Below are 19,414 nucleotides of genomic sequence, written 5' to 3'. Positions count from 1 at the left end.
GATTGGCAGCCGGCATTTCACTCTCCCTGCAGACTCGTCAACCACAAGGATGGCAACCGTGGCCCAGCACTCTCCCTCTTTCTCCGCCTTCTCTCCCTTGTTGCAGGAGCAGGCCCTGCGCCACTGGCAGCGGCTGCTCGCCCTGGCGCCCCAGTATGACGCACTGCCCGAGCCCACCCGCCAGACCCTGCTGACCCTGCTCGGCCTCTCCGACTTTGTCGCCGACTCCCTTATCAAGCAGCCGGGGCTGCTGGCCGAGACCCTGGCATCGGACGCACTGACCCGGGCCGAGCGCTGGCCCGCCTATGAACCTGAGCTCGCAGCCCTGCTCGCCGAGGTCGCGGACGAGGAGGCGCTCAAGCGCATCCTGCGCCAGTTCCGCCGCAGCCGCATGCTGGTGATCGCCTGGCGCGAGCTGCTCGGGGAGTCCGAGGTCGAAGAGAGCTTCATCCATCTCACCAAGCTGGCGGATGCCCTCATCTGTGGAGCCCGCGACTGGCTCTACGCCAAACAGTGCAGCGAGCTGGGCACCCCCATGGACGGCGATGGTAACCCCCAGCCGCTGCTCATCCTCGGGATGGGCAAGCTCGGCGGCGGCGAGCTCAACTTCTCCTCGGACATCGACCTTATCTTCACCTTCCCCGAGAACGGCTACACCGTTGGCGGGCGGCGGGAGCTCGCCAACCAGCAGTTCTTCATCAAGCTGGGGCAGCGTCTCATCAACGCCCTCCACCAGCCCACCCAGGATGGTCAGGTGTTCCGGGTCGACATGCGGCTGCGCCCCTTTGGCGATGCGGGGCCGCTCGCCATCTCCTTCGCCGCCATGGAGGACTACTACCAGCATCACGGCCGCAACTGGGAACGCTACGCCATGGTCAAGGCGCGGGTGCTGGGCCCCCAATGCGAACACGCCATGGCCCTGACCGAACTGCTGCGCCCCTTCGTGTTCCGCCGCTATATCGACTTCGGCGTCATCGACGGCCTGCGCCAGATGAAGGCGATGATCGCCGCCGAGGTGCGCCGCAAGGGACTGGAGGGCAACATCAAGCTGGGGGCCGGGGGCATTCGCGAGGTGGAGTTCATCGCCCAGGCGCTGCAACTCATCCGTGGCGGGCGCGAGCCCGCCCTGCGGGTACGCCACCTGCCCGAGGCGCTGGCCGCCATCGCCCAGGGGGGCGCCCTGGAGGGGAGCCAGTGCGAACGCCTGCTCACCGCCTATCGCTTCCTGCGCCGGGTGGAAAACATCTTGCAGGAGATCGGCGATCAGCAGACCCAGACTCTGCCCACCGAGGATCGGGATCGCCAGCGGCTCATCGCCACCCTCGGCTTTACCGACTGGGACGCCTTCATGGCCCACCTCGATGAGGAGATGGCCGCCGTCCATCAGGAGTTCGTCGCCGTGGTGGGGGAAGAGAAGGAGGCCCCCGCCCACCTGGAACAGCTCTGGCTCGATCTCTGGCGCACCGAGCTTGATGCCGCCGAGCTGGAAAAACTGCTGACCACGCAGGGAGTGGTGGAGCCCGCCCCCCTCTGCGCCGCCCTGCTGCGTTTCAAGGAGGAGTACAAGCGCCGTCAGGTGGGGCCCCAGGGACGCATCGCCCTGGACTGGCTGATGCCGGAGCTGCTGCGCCTGGTGGTGGCGAGCCGCGAGCCCGCCCGCCTGTTCGAGCGGGTCTGCACCCTGCTGACCCGCATCTTCACCCGCAGCGCCTATCTGCAACTGCTGGCGGAAAACCCCGCCGCCCTGCGCCAGCTGGTGCGCCTGTGTGACGAGAGCAACCTGGTGAGCGAGCAGCTGGCCCGCTACCCCATCCTGCTGGACGAGCTGCTCGACCCGCAACACCTCTACCACCCCACCCCGCTGGATCAGTACAAGCCCCAGCTGCGCCAGTTCCTGCTGCGCATCCCCGAGGAGGACGTGGAGCAGCAGATGGAGGCGCTGCGCCAATTCAAGCAGGTGCAGCTCCTGCGCATCGTCGCCGCCGACATCGCCGGTGCCCTGCCGCTGATGAAGGTGAGCGACCACCTCACCTGGCTGGCGGAGGCGATCACCGAGGAGGTGGTCAATCAGGCGTGGGCCCAGATGAGCGAACGCTACGGGGTACCGCCCGAGGTGGCGGTGAGCGGCCAGCGCGGCTTTGCGGTGGTGGCCTACGGCAAGCTGGGGGGCATCGAACTCGGCTACGGCTCGGATCTCGATCTGGTGTTCCTGCACGGCGGCGACCCCAACAGTTACACCGATGGCCGCAAGCCCATCGACAGCCGCCAGTTCTACCTGCGCCTGGCCCAGCGGATCCTGCATCTGTTCAGCACCCGCACTCCGTCCGGCATCCTCTACGAGATCGACATGCGGCTGCGCCCCTCCGGCGACGCCGGCCTGCTGGTCTCATCGCTGTCGGCCTATGAGCAGTACCAGCAGCAGGAAGCCTGGACCTGGGAGCATCAGGCCCTGGTGCGAGCCCGTCCCATCTATGGCGATGATGCCGTGGTCGCCGAATTTGCCCGTATCCGCCGCGACGTGCTGGCCAAGGAGCGGGATCTGCCCACCCTGGCCCGCGAAGTGCGGGAGATGCGCCAGAAGATGCGGGATCACCTGCTCAAGGCGGGAGAGGGAGAGTTCGATCTCAAGCAGTCCCCCGGTGGCATGGTGGACATCGAGTTCATCGCCCAGTACCTGGTGCTGGCCCATGCCTGCGGTGAGCCGGACGCCCTCACCCGCTGGTCAGACAATGTGCGCATCTTCGATGAGTGCGTCATGGCGGGGGTGCTCACACTGGAGCAGGCGGAGGGGCTCAAGCAGGCCTATCTGGAGATCCGCAACCTTGGCCATCGCCTCAATCTCTCGGAGATCTCCCGCAAGGTGGGGGACGATCAGTTGCCGCGAGAGCGGGGCCATGTGCTGGCGGTCTGGCAACAGCTGCTGGGAGAATAAGCAGAAGGGGCGCCATGGCGCCCCTTCTCGTTGACGAAAGGCTTGTTGAAGATGACCTAGCGCCCGCCCGCCACATCGATAAAGGTACCGGTGGCATAGGAGGCCTCGTCCGACAGCAGCCAGGCGATGGCGGCCGCCACCTCACGGGGTTCGCCGCCCCGTTGCAGCGGAATGGCCCCCTTGATCCTGTCCACCCGGCCGGGCTCGCCGCCGTCGGCATGCATGTCGGTGTAGATGAAACCAGGACGCACCCCGTTGACCCGGATCCCCTGAGCCGCCAGCTCCAGCGACAAGCCTCTGGTCAGCACGTCGACGGCCCCCTTGGCGGCGGCATAATCCACGTACTCCCCGGGGGAGCCCAGGCGCGCAGCGGCAGAAGAGACGTTGACGATGGCGCCCCCCGCCGTCATGCGGCGCACCGCCTCGCGGCAGCAGAGAAAGCAGCTGGTGACATTGGTGGTCAGGGTCTGGTTGATGCGCTCTGCGCTCATCTCCAGCACCCGCATCTGGGGCTGCAACCTGCCGGCGTTGTTCACCAGATGAGTGACGGGGCCGAGCCTCGCGTCCATCTCCTCGAACAGGCGCACCACCTCGGCCTCCACGCTGACATCGGCCTGCACCGCGATGCACTCGACCGGATGGGTGGCCAGGATCTCGGCCACCACCGCCTCGGCGGACACCCTGTCCTGACGATAGTTGAGACAGAGATGGTAACCCTGCGCCGCCAGATAGCGGGCTGTCGCGGCCCCGATACCTCTGCCGCCGCCGGTGATCAGCACCCGTTTGTTCATGAACCCTCCTGGCTCCCGGTTTCGAAGACTGTTTCGCATAGTACCTCATGTTGCCGACCACACCTCGTTCCGTGACGCCCGGCACCACAACAAAGAGCCCGCACGGGGCGGGCTCTTGATGGCAACAACGGGAAGTTGGCTATTTGAACAGGCCCTTGAGCAGCTGGTCGGCCATCCCCTTCACCCCTTCGTTGTCGGCCTTGTCACCCAGCAGCTTCTTGAGACCGCGCTCGGCCTCCTTGCGGGCCTTCTCCTCCAGCACCTTGTTGTTGCTGAGCAGCTCCTTCACGTCAAGCTTGTAGCTCGGCGCCTGCCAGTGGCCGCCGATGCGCACCGGTATGGTGATGTCCTTGAGCTCGTCCACCGTCTTGCCCCCCTGCCCCTTGCTGCTCTCCACCACGGAGGTGAGGAACAGGAAGTCGAGGGTCTCCGGCACCAGAGCAGTCTGGCCCTGCCCCTTCACTCGCAGGGCGGGGGCAAAGAGCTGGATGTCGTCGCTCCTGGCAATCCCGTTGGCAATCTGGAAGCTGGCGGTGAGGGCGCTGAAATCGGTCTTGCGCACCTCCTTCACCTGATCCGCCCCCTTGCCGGTCAGGGTGGCCCGCGCCTCACGGATCATCTCCGCCAGGTTGATGCCGTGCAGGGCGCCATCGCTCAACTTGAGCTTCACCTGGCCCTGCATCCGGCTGCGCAGCGCCTGCTCGGAAAGACCGCTACCCTGCACCTCGACCTCCAGATCCCCCTTGCCTTCCAGCAGGTCGGTCTGGGCCAGGGTCTGCAGCAGGGGCCGCACATCGACCCCCTGCACCCGCTTGTGCACCTGATAGCGGGCGGGTTGCTGACGGGCATCGAGCAGACCGCTCACCGTCACCTGGCCGCCGGCCACCCCGGCACTGAACTGCTTGAGGGTGAGCTGACCACCCGCCAGCGCCAGTTGCAGATCGACGGCGCTGAGATCCAGCCCCTTGAGGCGCAGGCTGCCCAGTTGCAGGCGGCCAGCCAGGTCCACCGCCTTGAGGGCGGTCAGATCAGGCTCTACCGTGGAGAGCGCCCTGTTGGCGGGCGCCGCAGCCTGCTCCTTTGCTCCGGCCGGTGCAGCCGCTCCCGAGGTGGCGGCCACAGGTGCAGCCTTGGCCGGTTGACCGAGCCAGCCGTCGAGATCCAGCTTCTCCCCCTTGAGGTCAAAGTCCACTTTGGGTACGGCCCCCAGACGAACGGCGCCGCTGCCGCTCAGCAGGGCATCGTCTGCTCCCAGCACCAGGTTGCTGAGGGCGACGCTCTGCTTGTCGAGCTCCGCGCGGGCAAAGCCGGCGAGCTTCACCTGCATCTGCGGGTGCGGCAGGGCATCACCGCTGAGCTTGGCGGCCAGCACGGCATCCGATATCTCCAGCAGTTGCCGGTTTTCATCGAGGCGCGCCTTGAGGGTCCCCTCCAGCGTACCGGCCAGGCTCGGCTTGTCCGCCGCCCCCTGTGCCCCGCTGAGGCTAAGGCTCAGACTGCTCCACTCCCCCAATGCCAGCCGATCGGCCTTGAGGGTGAAGGCATCGAGCCGCTGCGCCGGCTGGTTCAGGCTGCCGCTGAGATTGAGATCCTTGAGCTCGCTCTTCATGGCCTCCCGGGCCGGTTTGAGCTGGGCCTGACCCTTGAGATCAAAGGCCAGATCCCCCTGTGCCCCCTTGGCGGCCAGGGTCACCGGTACCCACTCCCCCGGGGTCAACTGCCCCAGATCGAGATCCAGCCTGTCGAGCCGGGAGACGGTGCCGTTGCGATCGTCCCGCACCAGGGCGCTGGCATCCACCAGCGCGATGCCTTGCAGGCTGATCTGCCAGGGCTGCTTGTCACTGGCGGCTGGGGGCGTCGTTGCGGCGGGCTCGGAGGTCGTCGCCTCCCCCTTGGGGTCGGCGGAGGCCTTGAGCAGGTCACTCAGGTTGGAGCTGCCATCAGCCCTGGTCTGGATAAACAGATGGGCGCCACTCAGGGTCACCTTGCCGATCTCAAGCCGGTGGGAGAGCAGGGGCAGCAAGCCTACCGAGGCCTCACCCTGCTCGAATCGCACCAGGTCGGGCTCGGCGAAACCGGCGGGGTTGCGCAGCGCCACCTGCTCGAGGGAGAGGCCCAGGCTTGGCCAGAAACGCCAGCCGATATCACCTTGTATCACCAGCTCGCGGCCGGTGCTCTTGCGCACCTGTTCCACCAGCTGGGGCTTGAACTGGTTGGGATCGATGAGGGACACCAGGGCGGCGATGGCCACCACGGCCGCCAGCGCCAACCCCAGCAGGATGCAGATGATCTTCTTCACGATGGACTCCTTGAATGCGGATCTTGTGGCTGACTATACCACCGGGGGGATGACAGATGGGGCCCGTCTGCCAAAACGGGCCAGCAGCGAGACAGGGATGGTCGCAGGCCCACGTTCAAACACGCGGCAATGAAAAGGGCCCCGCAGGGCCCTGATGATAGTGGATAGCTGGCGCCCGTCTCGCCCGGATCAAGGCTGACGCGGCAGCTCCCTGTAGCCCATCTCGTACAGGGTGAAGGCATAGATGTCCGCACTCTGCTCGATAAGCTTGGCCACCGGCGTGCCCGCCCCGTGCCCGGCATTGGTCTCGATGCGGATGAGCTGGGGATGGGGGCCGGCATTGTCGGCCTGCAGGGTGGCGGCAAACTTGAAGGAGTGGGCCGGCACCACCCGATCGTCGTGATCCGCCGTGGTCACCAGGGTCGAGGGGTAGCTGACCCCGGCCCGGACGTTGTGCAGGGGCGAGTAGCCCTTCAGGTAGTCAAACATCGCCTCGCTGTCGGCGCTGGTGCCATAGTCATAGGCCCAGCCCGCCCCGGCGGTGAAGGTGTGATAGCGCAGCATGTCGAGCACCCCCACCGCCGGCAGGGCGACCCGCATCAGATCCGGCCGCTGGGTCATGACCGCCCCCACCAGCAGGCCGCCGTTGGAGCCACCGCGGATCGCCAGCCGATCGGTACGGGTGTAGCCCTCGGCCTTGAGGTACTCGGCCGCCGCGATGAAGTCGTCGAACACGTTCTGCTTGTTCTGCTGGGTGCCCGCCAGATGCCAGGCCTGGCCGTACTCGCCGCCCCCGCGCAGGTTCGCCACCGCATAGACGCCCCCCAGATCAAGCCAGTTGGCCACCGACACGCTGAAGCTCGGGGTCAGGCTCACGTCAAAGCCGCCGTAGCCGTAGAGGATGGTCGGGTTGCTGCCATCGAGTTTCAGCCCCTTGCGGTAGCTGATGATGAGCGGCACCCGGGTGCCGTCCTTGCTCCGGTAGAAGCGCTGCTCGGAAACGTAATCCGCTGGCTTGAACGGCGCCGCCGAGGCGCGATAGAGGCTGATGGCGCCGCTCTTTGGCTCGAACCGGTAGAGAGTCGGCGGCTGGGCATAGTGCTCGAAGCTGAAGTAGAGGGCGGGATCGTCGTGCTTGCCGTTGAAGCCGCTGACGCTGCCAAGGCCGGGCAGCGCCACCTCGCGCACCCGCTTGCCTTCGTAGTCGAACTGCTCGACCCGGGCGGTGGCATCCACCATGTACTCGGCGAACAGATAGCCGCTGCCGCTGTGTACCGTCAGCACCTGCTGGCGCTCGGGGATGAGGTCCCGCCAGTGGGCCGGGCCCGGGTTGGCGGCATCCACCGTCACCAGCCGGCCGTTGGGGGCGTCCCGGTTGGTCAGCAGGTAAAGGGTGCCGCCCTTGTTGTCCACCAGGCTCACGTCCGCATCCAGATCCCCCTGCACCGTCAGCAGCGGCGCGTTCTCCTGGCTCAGATCCTTCACATAGAGGCGGTTGCCCGAGGTGGAGTTCGCCGCCGAGATAAGCAGGAAGCGGTCATCTTCGGTGACGGTCGCCCCCACGTAACGGTGGTGCTGGGCCGGGATGGCGCCGAACACCAGCCGGTCATCCTCCTGCGCCGTGCCGAGCCGGTGGAAATAGACCTTGTGCTGATCGGTCCTGGCCGACAGCTCGCTGCCGTCGGGCTTGTCGTAGCTCGAGTAGAAGAAGCCCTCGTTGCCGAGCCAGCTGATGCCGCTGAACTTCACGTCCTTGAGGGGCGCCTCCAGCGGCTGCTTGCTCTCTACGTCCATCAGGTGGATCTCGCGCCAGTCGCTGCCCGCCAGCGACAAGGAGTAGGCCAGGATGCGGCCATCGCGGGAGAAACTCAGCTGATCCAGCGCCGTGGTGCCGTCGGGGCTGAGGGTATTGGGATCGAGGAACACCTCCGCCGGCTTGCCCTCCTGCTGGCGCCACAGGACGTTCTGGTTCTGCAGACCGTCGTTCTTGAAGAAGTAGTGGTAGCGCCCTTCGCGAAACGGCGCTCCCTCCTTGGCGTAGTTCCAGGAGGCGGCCAGCTTCTCCTTGATGGCGGCGCGATACGGGATCTGCGCCAGGTAACCCTGAGTCACCCGGTTCTGGGCCTTGACCCAGGCCTCCGTCTCGGGGCTGCGATCATCCTCCAGCCAGCGATAGGGGTCGGCCACGGCCTGGCCGAAGTAGTGATCCACCTGCTCACCCTGGCGGGTGACGGGGTAGTGAAGGCGCGTATTCCCTGACATGGCATCCTCTCTGGTTGGCTGGCCGCTGCACGCACAGAGCAGTGACAGGGCCAGCAGGCTGACAATGGCTCGCATCGAGGCGGCTCCCTGCGGTTTGAGTGAGCGGGCAGGTTAACAAAGCGCGCCGGATGGCCCAACCCCCCGACCGGTGGCAGAGGGTGGCCCGTCGGCACGGGGGAGCCATATGAATTTTTTCGCTTAAGTTTGCCGCTTTATTTTGTTTGTTATCCGGCCCTTGGGTCACAGGATGGAATAAGACACCAGCCAACGTGAGCCATTCAGGATAAAGCATGCCGTACAGCTACCTATCACATCTGCGTTGCAGCAAGACCGGCGAGATAGTGGATGCCGATCAGCCCCAGCAGTTGAGCCCGGTCGGTGCCCCCTTGTTGGCCAGCTACGACCTCGAGGCCCTGAAACAGGCCTGGCACCCGGCCGCGCTGCTGGGCCGCCCCGCCAGCCTGTGGCGCTACCACGAGCTGCTGCCGGTGCGCGACCCCGCCCAGGTGATCACCCTGGGGGAAGGCTTCACTCCCCTGCTGCCCCTGCCCGCTTTCGGCAAGCAGATTGGCATTCCGGATCTCTGGATGAAGGATGAGAGCATCATCCCCACCGGTTCTTTCAAGGCCCGCGGCGCCGCGGTCGGCGTCTCCCGCGCCCGGGAACTCGGCATCACCCACTTCGCCATGCCCACCAACGGCAACGCCGGGGCGGCCTGGGCGCTCTATGGCGCCCGCGCCGGGCTGCGCAGCACCATAGTCATGCCCCAGGCGGCCCCCGCCATCACAAGACTGGAGACCTCGCTGGCCGGTGCCCGCCTCTATCTGGTGGACGGCCTCATCAGCGACGCCGGTCGCCAGGTGGCCGAGGCGGTGGCCGAGCAGGGGCTGTTCGATGCCTCCACCCTCAAGGAGCCCTATCGCATCGAGGGCAAGAAGACCATGGGGCTGGAGATCGCCGAGCAGCTCGGCTGGACCCTGCCGGACGTCATCCTCTACCCCACCGGTGGCGGAGTCGGTCTCATCGGCATCTACAAGGCGCTGCGGGAGTTGCAGGAGCTGGGCTGGGTCAAAGGCCCGCTGCCGCGACTGGTGGCGGTGCAGGCGAGCGGCTGCGCCCCCATCGTCCAGGCGTGGCAGCAGGGGGAGCGCGAATCGCGCTTCTGGCCCGATTCCCAGACCCTGGCGTTCGGCATCAACGTGCCCAAGGCGCTGGGGGACTTTCTGGTGCTGGACGCCCTCTATCGCACCGAGGGGTGCGCCGTCGCGGTGGATGATAGCGCCATCCAGCGCGAGATCCGACAGCTCGCCGCGCGCGAAGGCAGCTTCGTCTGCCCGGAAGGGGCGGCCGCCTTCGCCGCCGCCCGCCAGCTGCGGGAAGCGGGCTGGATACGGGGGGGCGAGCGGGTGGTGGTGCTCAACACCGGCGCCGGCATCAAGTACCCGGACGCCATCACTGTCGTGCCCCAGCGGCTGCGCCGCGACGGGAGGATCCCGGCATGAGCGTCGACTGGTCCTTTGTTCTCACCACCCTGCCGGCGTTCGGCCAATCGGTCTGGGTCACCTTGCAGCTCGGCGCCATCGTGATCCTCACCTCGCTCGCCGTGGCGCTGCTCAATGTGACGCTGCAAAGCCTGCACAAGCCCTGGCTGAACGGGCTGATCCGCGCCTATGTCGAGCTGGCCCGCAACACGCCGCTCTTGATCCAGCTGTTCTTTCTCTACTTCGGGCTGCCGGCGCTCGGCATCTCGCTCTCCGGCTTTGCCACGGCGGTGATCGCCATGACCTTCCTCGGTGGCGGTTACCTCACCGAGGCGCTGCGGGCGGGCATTCAGGCAATCCCCCCCAGCCAGCTGGAAGCGGGCCGGGCCATCGGCCTCTCCCGCTGGCAGCTGCTGCGCCACGTCCAGCTGCCTCAGGCCTGGCTCGCCAGCCTGCCGGCGCTGTTTGCCAACTTCATCTTTCTGCTCAAAGAGACCACGGTGGCCTCGGCGGTGGCGGTGCCGGAGCTGCTCTACACCACCAAGAACTACATCGCCCTCTACTACAAGACCTACGAGATGCTGGCGGTGCTGACCTTGATGTGCGTGCTGATCTTTCTGCCGCTCTCCCTTGCCCTGCGCGTCGTTGAAAGGAGGCTGCAACATGGTCAGTTCGGTCATTGAACAACTGATGCAGACACCTATTGTCCAGCTGCTGCCGTCATTCGCCACCCATGCACAAAGAAGGAGGGATCACTATGGCCAGTCCGGTCACTGAGCAGCTGACGCAGGCGCTGCCGCTGCTGGCGGTGGGCGCGGGCCAGACCCTCGCCATCTCGCTGCTCGCCATCCTGTTCGCCACCTTGGGCGGGGTCGGTTACGGCGTGCTGGCCCAGCAAGGGGGAAGGCTGACTCGGGGAGTGCTGCGGGTCTATCTGGAGCTGTTTCGGGTGGTGCCCGTGCTGGTGTGGCTCTACCTCTTCTTCTTCGGGTTGCCGATCTTCTTTGGCCTGGATATCCCGGCCTTCTGGTGCGCCGTGCTGGTGCTGGCCCTGTGGGGCGCCAGCGAGGTGGGGGAAGTGGTGCGCGGTGGTCTCAAATCCCTCGCCCGCGGCCAGCAGGAGGCCGGCCTGGCGCTCGGGCTCTCCCGCTGGCAGCTCTATCGCCACGTGCTGCTGCCCCAGGCGCTGCAACGGCTGACGCCGCCGACCATCAACATCTACACCCGCATCATCAAGACCAGCTCGCTGGCGGTGCTGATCGGGGTGGTGGAGGTGATCAAGGTGGGCCAGCAGATCATCGAGCGCACCTATGGCTCGCTGCTCATCTACAGTCTGCTGTTCCTGTTTTTCTTTCTGGTCTGCTATCCGCTCTCGCTCGCCTCGCGCCGGCTGGAGCAACAATGGGGTAATGCGGTATGACACCTCTGCTTGAGCTCAATGCTGTCAGCAAACAATTCGGCCAACACCGGGTACTGGACGAGGTCAGCCTCACGGTGAACGCCGGGGAAGTGATCGTCATCCTGGGGCCGAGCGGCTGCGGCAAGAGCACCTTGCTGCGCACCCTCAACGGGCTCGAACCCATTCAGGGGGGCGACATTCGCTTCGACGGAGAGAGGCTGGATGCCAACACCGACTGGCAGCGGGTACGCCAGCGCATCGGCATGGTGTTCCAGAGCTATCACCTCTTCCCCAACCTGACGGTGCTGGAGAACGTGCTGCTCGGCCCTGTGCAGGTGCAGAAGCGGGAGCGGGCCGAGGCCCTGCTGCAGGCGGAGCAGCTGCTGACTCGCATCGGCCTGTGGGAGCGGCGCCACGACTATCCGCGCCAGCTCTCCGGTGGCCAGCAGCAGCGCATCGCCATCGTGCGGGCGCTGTGCATGAACCCCCAGGTGATGCTGTTTGACGAGGTGACCGCTGCGCTGGATCCCGAGATGGTACAGGAGGTGCTGGAGGTGATCCGGGATCTCGCCGGCAGCGGCATGACCCTGCTCATCGTCACCCACGAGCTGGCCTTCGCCCAGGCGGTGGCGGATCGCATCGTCTTCATGGACGGCGGCCACATCCTGGAGCAGGCCGCCCCCCATCAATTTTTCGACAATCCCAGGAGCCAGCGTGCCCGCCAGTTCCTCGCCAAGTTTTCTTATACAACTGTCAGCAAACGAAAGGAGTCAGCATGAAGATAATTACCTCGGTCCTGTTTAGCGCCCTCATCGGCCTGGGCCTCGCCAGCGGCGCCGCCCAGGCAGAAGACGGTTCCCTCGCCAAGATCAAGGCGCGGGACAAGCTCATCGTCGGCGTCTTCACCGACAAGCCGCCGTTTGGCTATGTGGACGAGAAAGGAAACTACGTCGGCTTTGACACCGACCTCGGTCGCCGTTTCGCCAAGGACCTGCTGGGAGACGAGAACAAGGTCGAGTTCGTGGCGGTGGAGCCCGCCAGCCGCATCCCCTTCCTGCAGAGCGACAAGGTGGATCTCATCCTCGCCAACATGACGGTGACCCCGGAGCGGCGGCAGGTGGTGGACTTCACCAACCCGAACCTCAAGGTCGCGGTACAGGTGCTGGTGCCGGAAGGCAGCGACGCCAAGAAGCTCGACGATCTGGCCGGCAAGCGGCTTATCGTCACTACCGGCACCACGGCCGACATCTGGCTGACCCGCAACCACCCGGACTGGAAGGTGCTCAAGTTCGAGAAGAACACCGAATCCCTGCAGGCCCTGGCCCAGGGCCGCGGCGATGCCTATGCCCAGGACAACCTGGTCTTGTTCAGCTGGGCCAAGGAGAACCCGGGCTATCGGGTGCTGCCCGAGAAGCTGGGCTCGGAAGACCCCATCGCGCCGGCGGTGAAGAAGGGCAATATCGAGCTGCGGGACTGGGTCAACGACCGTCTCGCCAAGCTGGGGGAAGAGAAGTACCTGCTCAAACTCTACGACCAGTATGTGCGCGACAAACTGAGCGCCGATACCGATCCCAACGACGTGATAGTGGAAGGAGGCAAGTGGCAGGGTTGAGCCCTGCCCCACAGCAGTGCTGAGTGTGAAGTGTGTGATCTTTGGTTCCGTTGGTCTGCAAACCGCAAGGTTTGGTTTTCAGGCGTCCCCTCCGGGTGGCGCCTTTTTTTTGTTTGCAAGACCCCGGCAGGCGGGACACCCGCTCTGTGAGCCAGCTCCCCCTGCCCCGGGATGCCCTGTGCCATCCTCACTGAAACGGCAGCGGGAGGAGAAACCCATGTGGATAGAGGCCGAGCCCGTCTACGGCGCCCTGGTGTCCCTGGCCATCGGGCTCATCATCGGGCTGGAGCGGGGCTGGCAGGTGCGCCAGCTCGGAGACAACCAGCGCATCGCCGGGATGCGCACCTATGGCCTCATCGGTCTGCTCGGCGGGGTCTGCGCCCTGCTGCTGCCCACCCTGGGGCCCTGGCTGGCCCTGCTCGGTCTGCTGAGCGTAGTGACGGGGTGCGGCCTCTCGGTCTGGCTGGCCCAGCGCTGGCAGGGGGAGTTCGGCCTCACCAGCTCGGTGGCCATGGTGCTCACCTATCTGCTGGGGCTGATGTCGGTGCTGCAGAGCCCGAGCGAGGCGGTGGCCTGCGCCGTGCTGGCGGCCCTCCTGATGGGGCTCAAGGGCAAGATCCAGCAGGGGATGCTGTTCTTGAGCGAAATGGAGTTTCACGCCACCTTGCGTTTTCTGCTCATCTCTCTGGTGCTGCTGCCGGTGCTCCCCGATACCGAGATGGGTCCCCTCAATGCCTTCAATCCCTTCAAGATCTGGCTCATGGTGGTGGTGATCGCCGGCATCTCGTTCTGTGGTCACTTCGCGGTGCGCCTGCTCGGCACCCGCTCCGGGCTGGTGCTCACCAGCATGCTGGCGGGGCTCGCCTCCTCCACCGCCCTCACCCTGCAATTTGCCCGCCTCAACAAGGAGCAGGGAGGGCTGGAGCGGCTGCTGGCCACCGGCATTCTGCTGGCGGGAGCCACCATGTGGCTCAGGCTGCTGGCACTGGTGCTGATCATCCACGGGGAGCTGGCGCTGCGTCTGGCCGCCCCCCTGCTGCTGCTGGCAGCCATCGTCTACGGCTTTGCCTTCTGGTTCTGGCGCCAGCGGGAAGAGATGCCGGACGGCCCGGTACAGCCCGAAACCCGCAACCCGCTGGATCTCGCCACCGCCATCAAGTTCGGTCTGCTGCTCGCCCTCATCGGCTTCATGGCCACCCTGCTGCAAAGCAAGGTGGGCAACTCCGGGGTCTATCTGCTGTCGCTGGTCTCCGGCATCACGGACGTGGACGCCATCACCCTCTCCCTCTCCCAGCTCGCCCAGAAGGAGCTGGCCCTGGAGGTGGCGGCCAGGGGCATACTGCTCGCCGGGCTGGTCAACTCCCTGGTGAAAGGGGTGCTGGCACTGGTGATTGGCGGACGCAGCCTGGGGCGGCGGGTCTTGCTCCCCTACCTCGTCTCCATCCTGCTCATCCTGCCCCTTGTCCTGATGACAGGATGACGGGGATCACCTGACGGGCCCGGCACTCTGACACCCTTTCCCCTTGTCGCGTATACTGCCCCCTCTTGCAGCAGGAGGAGATGACCATGGCAAGCGACTGGGACAAGGTACTGGCGGGGGGCGCCCTGGACAGCCAGAGCGAGGAGATAGCGAACGACCGCATTCGCGGCCAGGCGCTGCTGAGCCGACTCAACGCCTCACCGGCGGGGGATCACGCCCTGCGCCAGCAGATCTGCCGCGACCTCTTCGCCCACTGTCCTGACTCCTGCTGGATCAGCACCCCCTTCACCTGCGAATTCGGCCGCAACATCCACATCGGCGAGAAGACCTTCTTCAACTTCAACGTCACCATACTCGACGTGGGCGAGGTGCACATCGGCAACCATGTGTTGCTGGCCCCCAACGTGCAGATCTACACCGCCACCCACACCATGGACTATCTGGAGCGACGCAACTGGACCGCCTACAACAAGCCGGTGCGGATCGGCGATGACTGCTGGATTGGCGGCGGGGCCATCATCTGCCCAGGCGTCACCATAGGGCCCCGCTCCATCATAGGGGCCGGCGCCGTGGTCACCCGGGACATCCCGGCGGACTCCCTGGCGGTGGGCAATCCGGCCCGGGTGATCCGCACGCTACAACCGGGCGAGACTCGGGATCAGGCGTGCCTGTCATGATGGCCCTTGCCCTGCTGCCTTTGGGTTGGGCAGGCTGGCTCGGCGCGCACGATGCCAACTGGTGGCCGCTGGCCCTGATCCTGCTGATGAGCCTGCTGACCCTGGTCGTCTACGCCTGGGACAAACGCCAGGCCATTCGTGGCGGCTGGCGCGTGCCCGAGGCCCGCCTGCATCTGCTTGAGCTGTGCGGCGGCTGGCCCGGCGCCCTGGTCGCCCGCCAGTGGCTGCGCCACAAGACCCAGAAAGGGAGCTACCGCCTGCGGTTCTGGGCCATCGTCTGGGGGCAGTTGCTGCTGCTCGGGATCTGGCTCGGCTGGCCGCTCTGGCCGCTCTGAACAACCAGGCGGGCATTGCCGCCCAAGGTCGGGTATGAGACAACGACAGCGCGGGAGACAGATCCTCTCGTTCAAATCTTGAAAGGAGTCATTCATGACCATGTGGACAGGTATCGTCCTGATCGTCTTTATCAGCGTGTCGTTCAGCTATCTCACCAAACGCTCCCGCTACCAGATGGGGGATGCCCGCATTACCGACCGTCTCGGCAAGCAGGACATGATCATCAAGGAGTTGCAGGAGCGCATCGCCAATCTGGAGGCCATCGTCATCGAGGAGGAGAAGCGCCGCCCGTTCAAGGAGCTCTGATCCGGCAAGCCGGGCGGCAAACCGGCCAGCCCCCGGGCTGCAAGGGTTTGCCGCCGCCCCCTCCCGCGCTCACCCGCCTCCTGCCAGGTAAAAACTAAATTCACAGCAGGATCAGTCCCCTGCCATTTTTAGGCTGAATGTTCGCCAAGCTGGCCCATTCCCTGCTCCGTCATGACATCAGTCGTACGGAGAGTGACATCATGATCGCCATCAGCACCCTGCTTCCCCTCGCCTCCCTTGCCCTCAAGCTCGGCAGCAAGCTGCTCGGCGATGGTACGCCACAGGCCAAGGCCGAGACTCCCGTGCAGGAAGAGCGGCTCGCCCCCACGGTGCAGAGCCTGTTCCAGCGCCTCGGCATCAAGGATGCCGACAGCGAGCAGAACCGCCCTGCCATCAACCACTTCATGGGGGCGCTGATGCAGACCCTGGGTCAGGAGTACTCAGGCCAATCGCTGCCCCAGGCCATCGACGCCGCCCGCACCCAGCTGGCCGACGGCACCCAGAGCACCCGCCTCGATGCGCTGCAGAGCGAACTCGACACCCTCAAGGGCTCCCTCGGCAACAGCGACCTCAACCTCGATCAGTTGCTCTACGCCTTCAAGCAAACCCTGCCCCAGGGCCCGGGGGAAGGCGTCGGCAAGCTGCTCAATGCCAGCGCGTGAGCGGGAGTGGAACCATGAAAAACGGCAACCAGACGGTTGCCGTTTTTGTCGGGCAGCTCCCTGGGTGCCATGCTAGGACTGTGAAGGAGGCGGGTTCAGCATGGCGTCGGCCAGTGCGGTCTGCCCGCGCTCCTGCAGGGCATTGGCCGCTCCCAGGCGATCCGCTGTCTCCTTGTTCTGACCCAGCTTGAACTTGCCGACCAGCCGCTCAATCTCGATCTCTATGCCCACCACGGCCTGCACCATGGTCTCGAGATAGTCTCTCGGTGCATCCGCCATCTTCCAGGGAATGGACTCTCCCGCCTCGTGGGTACGGGTCAGGGTCGCGAGCAGGCGACGCACGAAGCGGGCATCGTCCCTCACCCGGATACGGCCATGGGCGTGCACCACGGCATAGTTCCAGGTGGGCACCTGCTTGTGATGCACCTGCTTGCCCGGATACCAGCTGGGGGAGATGTAGCCGTCGGCGGCGCGGAAGATCACCAGCACCTCGTCGCCCTCTTTCACCTCCTGCCAGAGTGGGTTGTTGCGGGCCACATGGGCCCGCAGCACACCGTGGGCCCCCTGCGCCCCATCGAACTCGAACGGCAGGTGGTTGGCATCCAGCCCCCCTTCACCACAGGTGATCAGGGCCCCCAGGGGGTGCGCCTGCATCAGCTGGTGCAGCGCCTCGGGGTCGGTAACGGCGAAATGGGGTGGCAGGTACATGGGAACTCCTTGATCCGGTTGACGCGTCCATACGCATTGCAGCGGGATCATGCCCTGCCCGGCGCGGGCCGTCACCCTGAATGTGCCCCACTGAGCCAGTTCATTGCCGCAGGTGGCCGCAATGCCACATCATCATCCACAAGCGCGATATAAAACCCTATGTTCACGATGCGAATATCACTTTCACAGCCCAAGTGAATGGAAATACAACATCAATGACAAAGATAATTCCGCTTTACACCCCGCCCCCCTTCGCCAGATAGCCGATACGGTAGATCTCGCCCCCGCCAGGCAAGGGCGATGAGAGGGACGGGAGAAAATCCGCCTCCAGCCATTCCCATCGGGTGAGATCCCAGCCGCTCACCATGGCCTCGCCGTGCAGGTCGGCCAGCTCGCCGTGGGAAGTGACCTTGGTGCGCCGCAGCCTGGCCATGCAAGCCCCGTCGAGGGAGGCCGGATCCGGCGCCCGCAGCAGATGCCAGGTCTCGATGCGGGGCCAGCCGAAATGCCGGGTGAGCGCCGCGAATCCCTCGCTTGCCAGGAATCGGTGCATCGCCTCGGCGCTGTGCCACACATAGAAGGGGGCATAGCGGTTCTCCTGCCCCGGCAGGGCCCCATCGTCCTGACGGCTGTAGAGATAGGCCTTGAACAACAGACCGGGAAAGCCGTCCAGTCTGGCGCCATTGCTGGCGATCCGCTGCTCGATCAGCGCCATGTCGTAGTCTGCGGGCAGGGTGAATCGGTAGTGCATGGCGATCATGAGGCCACCTCCTGTCTGAACATCCGGCCCTGGCCGAAACTCCACGCCTCGGCATCGGTCTGCTGGATCACCACCATGAGGTTGTCGGGGTGGATCCCAAGCTCGGCCTCAAGGCGCTCGGCGAGACGTGCATAAAGACGCTCCCTGGTCGCGGTGCTGCGCACCTTGCCCGCCAGGATCTGGAAGAGGATGAAACCCTGGTCCCGGCGGCCGGTCTGGTAGTGGGGGTCATAGATGAGCGCACTGGCAGGCAAGATCTCGAGGATCTGGAATTTATCCTTCGGCGGCACCTCGAACACCTCCACCAGGGTCTGGTGGTAGAGGGCGCTGAGTTGTTGCAGGTGTGCGTCGCTCATCCCCTCGCACAGGGTGATACGGGTCAGCGGCATGGGGTCACCTCCTCGCGGGGGGGCAGATAGCCCACAGCCGTCACTGCGGCGGGCAAACCGGCGTAGAAGGCAAGATGGGTGAACAGCTCTTCCAGCTCATCCCGGGACAGGCCGTTTTGCCGGGCGAATGCAATATGCCAGGGCAGTTGTTGCACCCGGCCCAGGGACGCCAGGATGGCCAGGGTGATCAGGCTGCGCTCGCGGGCCGAGAGGGTGGGGCGCTGCCAGATATCGCCAAACAGCGTCTCTTCCGCCAGTCGGGCGAGTCGGGGGGCAAGCTGCGCCAGGGTGGCGCGATCGGGAACATCGGGTGTCATGGCAATCTCCTTGGTGGATGAAGCCACTCTCCCTCACTGCTACAATTTAAAAAATCGAAATATTCAAGACCAATCATCCCGATTATAAGGATAGTTATGTCACCCCTTCCCCCCAGCCTGGATCTCGATGCCCTGCGCAGCTACGTGCTGGGGCTGGAGTGCGGCAGCTTTGCGCTGGCGGCGCAGCGGCTGTGCCGCTCCACCTCGGCGGTCAGCGCCCAGTTGAAAAAACTCGAACAGCAGTGCGGCACCGATCTGGTCATGAAGCAGGGACGTCACCTGGTGCCGACAGCCAGCGGTGAGCGCCTGCTGGGCTACGCCAAGCGGCTGCTGGCGCTCAATGACGAAGCCGTGCTCGCCCTCAAAGGGGAATTGCTGCAAGGGGAGATCCGGCTCGGGGTGCAGGAGGACTTCGGTGAATCTTTGCTCCCCGCCGTGCTGGGTCCCCTCTGTCGCCAGCACCCGGCCCTGCGCATGACGACCCGCATCGATCGCAACGGGGCTCTGGTGCAGGGGATCAGGGAAGGCACCCTCGACATGGCTCTCGCCTGGCAGCCACAGGGAGAGCGGGAGGATCTTCCCCTCATCGAGGTGGTGCAACTGGCCTGGATTGCCCACCCCGAGTGGGACCTCGCCCCTTTGCTCGCGCGCGGGGAGCCCCTGCCCCTGGTGCTCTTCGATGCCCCCTGCCTGATGCGGGCACGGGCCATCCGCGCCCTCGACGATGCCGGGATCCCCTGGCGGATCTCCTTCACCAGCCAGAGCCTGGGCGGGATCTGGGCCGCCGTGCAGGCCGGGCTCGGGATCACGGTGCGTTCCCCCATCGGCATGCCGGCCAGTCTCGCCACCCTCGGCGGCGTGCTGCCCTCACCGGGCACCCTGGGGGTGGTGCTGCTCGCCGCCAGCCATGAAGCCGACGAGGCCAGATGCCAGTTGCAACGACTGCTCACGGACGCCGTGCATCAGGCCAGCGCCGGACACAGGGGCTGAACAGCGCCTGGTC

At 65.6% G+C, this 19,414-nt stretch carries 19 protein-coding genes; 12 read left to right on the top strand and 7 right to left on the bottom strand.

Annotated elements, in window-relative coordinates:
* The first annotated feature begins 58 nt into the window (after window positions 1–58).
* Window positions 59–2,932: a bifunctional [glutamate--ammonia ligase]-adenylyl-L-tyrosine phosphorylase/[glutamate--ammonia-ligase] adenylyltransferase gene (glnE, locus tag AB5Y68_RS20505; protein ID WP_039040552.1), complete on the top strand. Its 2,874-nt coding sequence runs from the start codon at window positions 59–61 to the stop codon at window positions 2,930–2,932.
* A 56-nt stretch (window positions 2,933–2,988) separates the two neighbouring features.
* On the opposite strand, the gene AB5Y68_RS20500 is transcribed toward glnE, so the two are convergent.
* From AB5Y68_RS20500 to AB5Y68_RS20490, 3 genes are all read right to left on the bottom strand, one after another.
* Window positions 2,989–3,723: an SDR family oxidoreductase gene (locus AB5Y68_RS20500; protein WP_039040553.1), complete on the bottom strand. Its 735-nt coding sequence runs from the start codon at window positions 3,721–3,723 to the stop codon at window positions 2,989–2,991.
* Window positions 3,724–3,862: 139 nt separating this feature from the next.
* Window positions 3,863–6,022 (bottom strand): AsmA family protein, encoded by a 2,160-nt coding sequence (locus tag AB5Y68_RS20495; RefSeq protein ID WP_039040554.1) that lies wholly within the window; start codon window positions 6,020–6,022, stop codon window positions 3,863–3,865.
* A 189-nt stretch (window positions 6,023–6,211) separates the two neighbouring features.
* The gene (locus AB5Y68_RS20490) at window positions 6,212–8,359 is read right to left on the bottom strand and encodes a prolyl oligopeptidase family protein (protein ID WP_039040555.1); all 2,148 of its coding nucleotides are present in this window, start codon (window positions 8,357–8,359) and stop codon (window positions 6,212–6,214) included.
* A 215-nt stretch (window positions 8,360–8,574) separates the two neighbouring features.
* On the opposite strand from AB5Y68_RS20490, the gene AB5Y68_RS20485 reads away from it, so the two are divergent.
* The 10 genes from AB5Y68_RS20485 to AB5Y68_RS20440 all read left to right on the top strand — a co-directional run bounded on the left by AB5Y68_RS20485 (window position 8,575) and on the right by AB5Y68_RS20440 (window position 16,237).
* A complete protein-coding gene (locus AB5Y68_RS20485; RefSeq protein ID WP_069651908.1) occupies window positions 8,575–9,786 on the top strand; it encodes a threonine synthase in 1,212 nt (403 codons plus the stop codon).
* The gene (locus AB5Y68_RS20480) at window positions 9,783–10,448 is read left to right on the top strand and encodes an amino acid ABC transporter permease (protein ID WP_368204381.1); all 666 of its coding nucleotides are present in this window, start codon (window positions 9,783–9,785) and stop codon (window positions 10,446–10,448) included. Before AB5Y68_RS20485 ends, AB5Y68_RS20480 begins: the two co-directional genes overlap by 4 nt.
* A gap of 74 nt (window positions 10,449–10,522) precedes the next feature.
* Complete coding sequence (locus AB5Y68_RS20475; protein WP_368204380.1) at window positions 10,523–11,185, top strand: amino acid ABC transporter permease; 663 nt, start codon at window positions 10,523–10,525, stop codon at window positions 11,183–11,185.
* Entirely contained in the window at window positions 11,182–11,943 is a 762-nt protein-coding gene (locus AB5Y68_RS20470; protein WP_039040559.1) for an amino acid ABC transporter ATP-binding protein, read from the top strand. The genes AB5Y68_RS20475 and AB5Y68_RS20470 overlap by 4 nt, the downstream gene beginning before the upstream one ends.
* Window positions 11,940–12,776, top strand: a complete 837-nt coding sequence (locus AB5Y68_RS20465) for a transporter substrate-binding domain-containing protein (RefSeq protein ID WP_039040560.1) — start codon at window positions 11,940–11,942, stop codon at window positions 12,774–12,776. Before AB5Y68_RS20470 ends, AB5Y68_RS20465 begins: the two co-directional genes overlap by 4 nt.
* 217 nt (window positions 12,777–12,993) lie before the next feature.
* The gene (locus AB5Y68_RS20460) at window positions 12,994–14,256 is read left to right on the top strand and encodes an MgtC/SapB family protein (protein WP_039040561.1); all 1,263 of its coding nucleotides are present in this window, start codon (window positions 12,994–12,996) and stop codon (window positions 14,254–14,256) included.
* A gap of 86 nt (window positions 14,257–14,342) precedes the next feature.
* Complete coding sequence (locus tag AB5Y68_RS20455) at window positions 14,343–14,933, top strand: sugar O-acetyltransferase (protein WP_039040610.1); 591 nt, start codon at window positions 14,343–14,345, stop codon at window positions 14,931–14,933.
* The gene (locus AB5Y68_RS20450; RefSeq protein WP_039040562.1) at window positions 14,930–15,268 is read left to right on the top strand and encodes a DUF1294 domain-containing protein; all 339 of its coding nucleotides are present in this window, start codon (window positions 14,930–14,932) and stop codon (window positions 15,266–15,268) included. Before AB5Y68_RS20455 ends, AB5Y68_RS20450 begins: the two co-directional genes overlap by 4 nt.
* Before the next feature lie 94 nt (window positions 15,269–15,362).
* Complete coding sequence (locus tag AB5Y68_RS20445) at window positions 15,363–15,575, top strand: hypothetical protein (RefSeq protein WP_039040563.1); 213 nt, start codon at window positions 15,363–15,365, stop codon at window positions 15,573–15,575.
* A 200-nt stretch (window positions 15,576–15,775) separates the two neighbouring features.
* Window positions 15,776–16,237: a hypothetical protein gene (locus tag AB5Y68_RS20440; RefSeq protein ID WP_039040611.1), complete on the top strand. Its 462-nt coding sequence runs from the start codon at window positions 15,776–15,778 to the stop codon at window positions 16,235–16,237.
* Window positions 16,238–16,309: 72 nt separating this feature from the next.
* Here AB5Y68_RS20440 and AB5Y68_RS20435 read toward each other — a convergent pair whose 3' ends face one another.
* The 4 genes from AB5Y68_RS20435 to AB5Y68_RS20420 form a co-directional block, all read right to left on the bottom strand.
* The gene (locus AB5Y68_RS20435; protein ID WP_039040564.1) at window positions 16,310–16,945 is read right to left on the bottom strand and encodes an FMN-binding negative transcriptional regulator; all 636 of its coding nucleotides are present in this window, start codon (window positions 16,943–16,945) and stop codon (window positions 16,310–16,312) included.
* Between the two features lie 235 nt (window positions 16,946–17,180).
* Window positions 17,181–17,705 (bottom strand): DUF4865 family protein, encoded by a 525-nt coding sequence (locus AB5Y68_RS20430; RefSeq protein WP_039040565.1) that lies wholly within the window; start codon window positions 17,703–17,705, stop codon window positions 17,181–17,183.
* Complete coding sequence (locus tag AB5Y68_RS20425; protein WP_010675683.1) at window positions 17,702–18,094, bottom strand: tautomerase family protein; 393 nt, start codon at window positions 18,092–18,094, stop codon at window positions 17,702–17,704. Before AB5Y68_RS20425 ends, AB5Y68_RS20430 begins: the two co-directional genes overlap by 4 nt.
* Window positions 18,085–18,411 (bottom strand): carboxymuconolactone decarboxylase family protein, encoded by a 327-nt coding sequence (locus AB5Y68_RS20420; RefSeq protein ID WP_010675684.1) that lies wholly within the window; start codon window positions 18,409–18,411, stop codon window positions 18,085–18,087. The genes AB5Y68_RS20425 and AB5Y68_RS20420 overlap by 10 nt, the downstream gene beginning before the upstream one ends.
* A gap of 96 nt (window positions 18,412–18,507) precedes the next feature.
* Here AB5Y68_RS20420 and AB5Y68_RS20415 point away from each other — a divergent pair, with 96 nt between their 5' ends.
* A complete protein-coding gene (locus AB5Y68_RS20415) occupies window positions 18,508–19,401 on the top strand; it encodes a LysR substrate-binding domain-containing protein (RefSeq protein WP_039040566.1) in 894 nt (297 codons plus the stop codon).
* Window positions 19,402–19,414: the final 13 nt, after the last annotated feature.

The sequence above is a fragment of the Aeromonas sp. R6-1 genome, assembly GCF_040908165.1.
Classification (GTDB): Bacteria; Pseudomonadota; Gammaproteobacteria; order Enterobacterales; family Aeromonadaceae; genus Aeromonas; species Aeromonas caviae.
Note: the sequence above shows the minus strand (reverse complement) of the source record. Positions and strands in the feature narration are given on the sequence as shown.

Excerpts from the sequence above, each read along its gene's own strand:
- AB5Y68_RS20500 (WP_039040553.1), bottom strand. The coding sequence starts at position 3,723 with ATGAACAAACGGGTGCTGATCACCGGCGGCGGCAGAGGTATCGGGGCC.
- AB5Y68_RS20490 (WP_039040555.1), bottom strand. The coding sequence starts at position 8,359 with ATGCGAGCCATTGTCAGCCTGCTGGCCCTGTCACTGCTCTGTGCGTGC.
- AB5Y68_RS20485 (WP_069651908.1), top strand. The coding sequence starts at position 8,575 with ATGCCGTACAGCTACCTATCACATCTGCGTTGCAGCAAGACCGGCGAG.
- AB5Y68_RS20480 (WP_368204381.1), top strand. The coding sequence starts at position 9,783 with ATGAGCGTCGACTGGTCCTTTGTTCTCACCACCCTGCCGGCGTTCGGC.
- AB5Y68_RS20475 (WP_368204380.1), top strand. The coding sequence starts at position 10,523 with ATGGCCAGTCCGGTCACTGAGCAGCTGACGCAGGCGCTGCCGCTGCTG.
- AB5Y68_RS20470 (WP_039040559.1), top strand. The coding sequence starts at position 11,182 with ATGACACCTCTGCTTGAGCTCAATGCTGTCAGCAAACAATTCGGCCAA.
- AB5Y68_RS20465 (WP_039040560.1), top strand. The coding sequence starts at position 11,940 with ATGAAGATAATTACCTCGGTCCTGTTTAGCGCCCTCATCGGCCTGGGC.
- AB5Y68_RS20460 (WP_039040561.1), top strand. The coding sequence starts at position 12,994 with ATGTGGATAGAGGCCGAGCCCGTCTACGGCGCCCTGGTGTCCCTGGCC.
- AB5Y68_RS20455 (WP_039040610.1), top strand. The coding sequence starts at position 14,343 with ATGGCAAGCGACTGGGACAAGGTACTGGCGGGGGGCGCCCTGGACAGC.
- AB5Y68_RS20450 (WP_039040562.1), top strand. The coding sequence starts at position 14,930 with ATGATGGCCCTTGCCCTGCTGCCTTTGGGTTGGGCAGGCTGGCTCGGC.
- AB5Y68_RS20445 (WP_039040563.1), top strand. The coding sequence starts at position 15,363 with ATGACCATGTGGACAGGTATCGTCCTGATCGTCTTTATCAGCGTGTCG.
- AB5Y68_RS20440 (WP_039040611.1), top strand. The coding sequence starts at position 15,776 with ATGATCGCCATCAGCACCCTGCTTCCCCTCGCCTCCCTTGCCCTCAAG.
- AB5Y68_RS20435 (WP_039040564.1), bottom strand. The coding sequence starts at position 16,945 with ATGTACCTGCCACCCCATTTCGCCGTTACCGACCCCGAGGCGCTGCAC.
- AB5Y68_RS20430 (WP_039040565.1), bottom strand. The coding sequence starts at position 17,705 with ATGATCGCCATGCACTACCGATTCACCCTGCCCGCAGACTACGACATG.
- AB5Y68_RS20425 (WP_010675683.1), bottom strand. The coding sequence starts at position 18,094 with ATGCCGCTGACCCGTATCACCCTGTGCGAGGGGATGAGCGACGCACAC.
- AB5Y68_RS20420 (WP_010675684.1), bottom strand. The coding sequence starts at position 18,411 with ATGACACCCGATGTTCCCGATCGCGCCACCCTGGCGCAGCTTGCCCCC.
- AB5Y68_RS20415 (WP_039040566.1), top strand. The coding sequence starts at position 18,508 with ATGTCACCCCTTCCCCCCAGCCTGGATCTCGATGCCCTGCGCAGCTAC.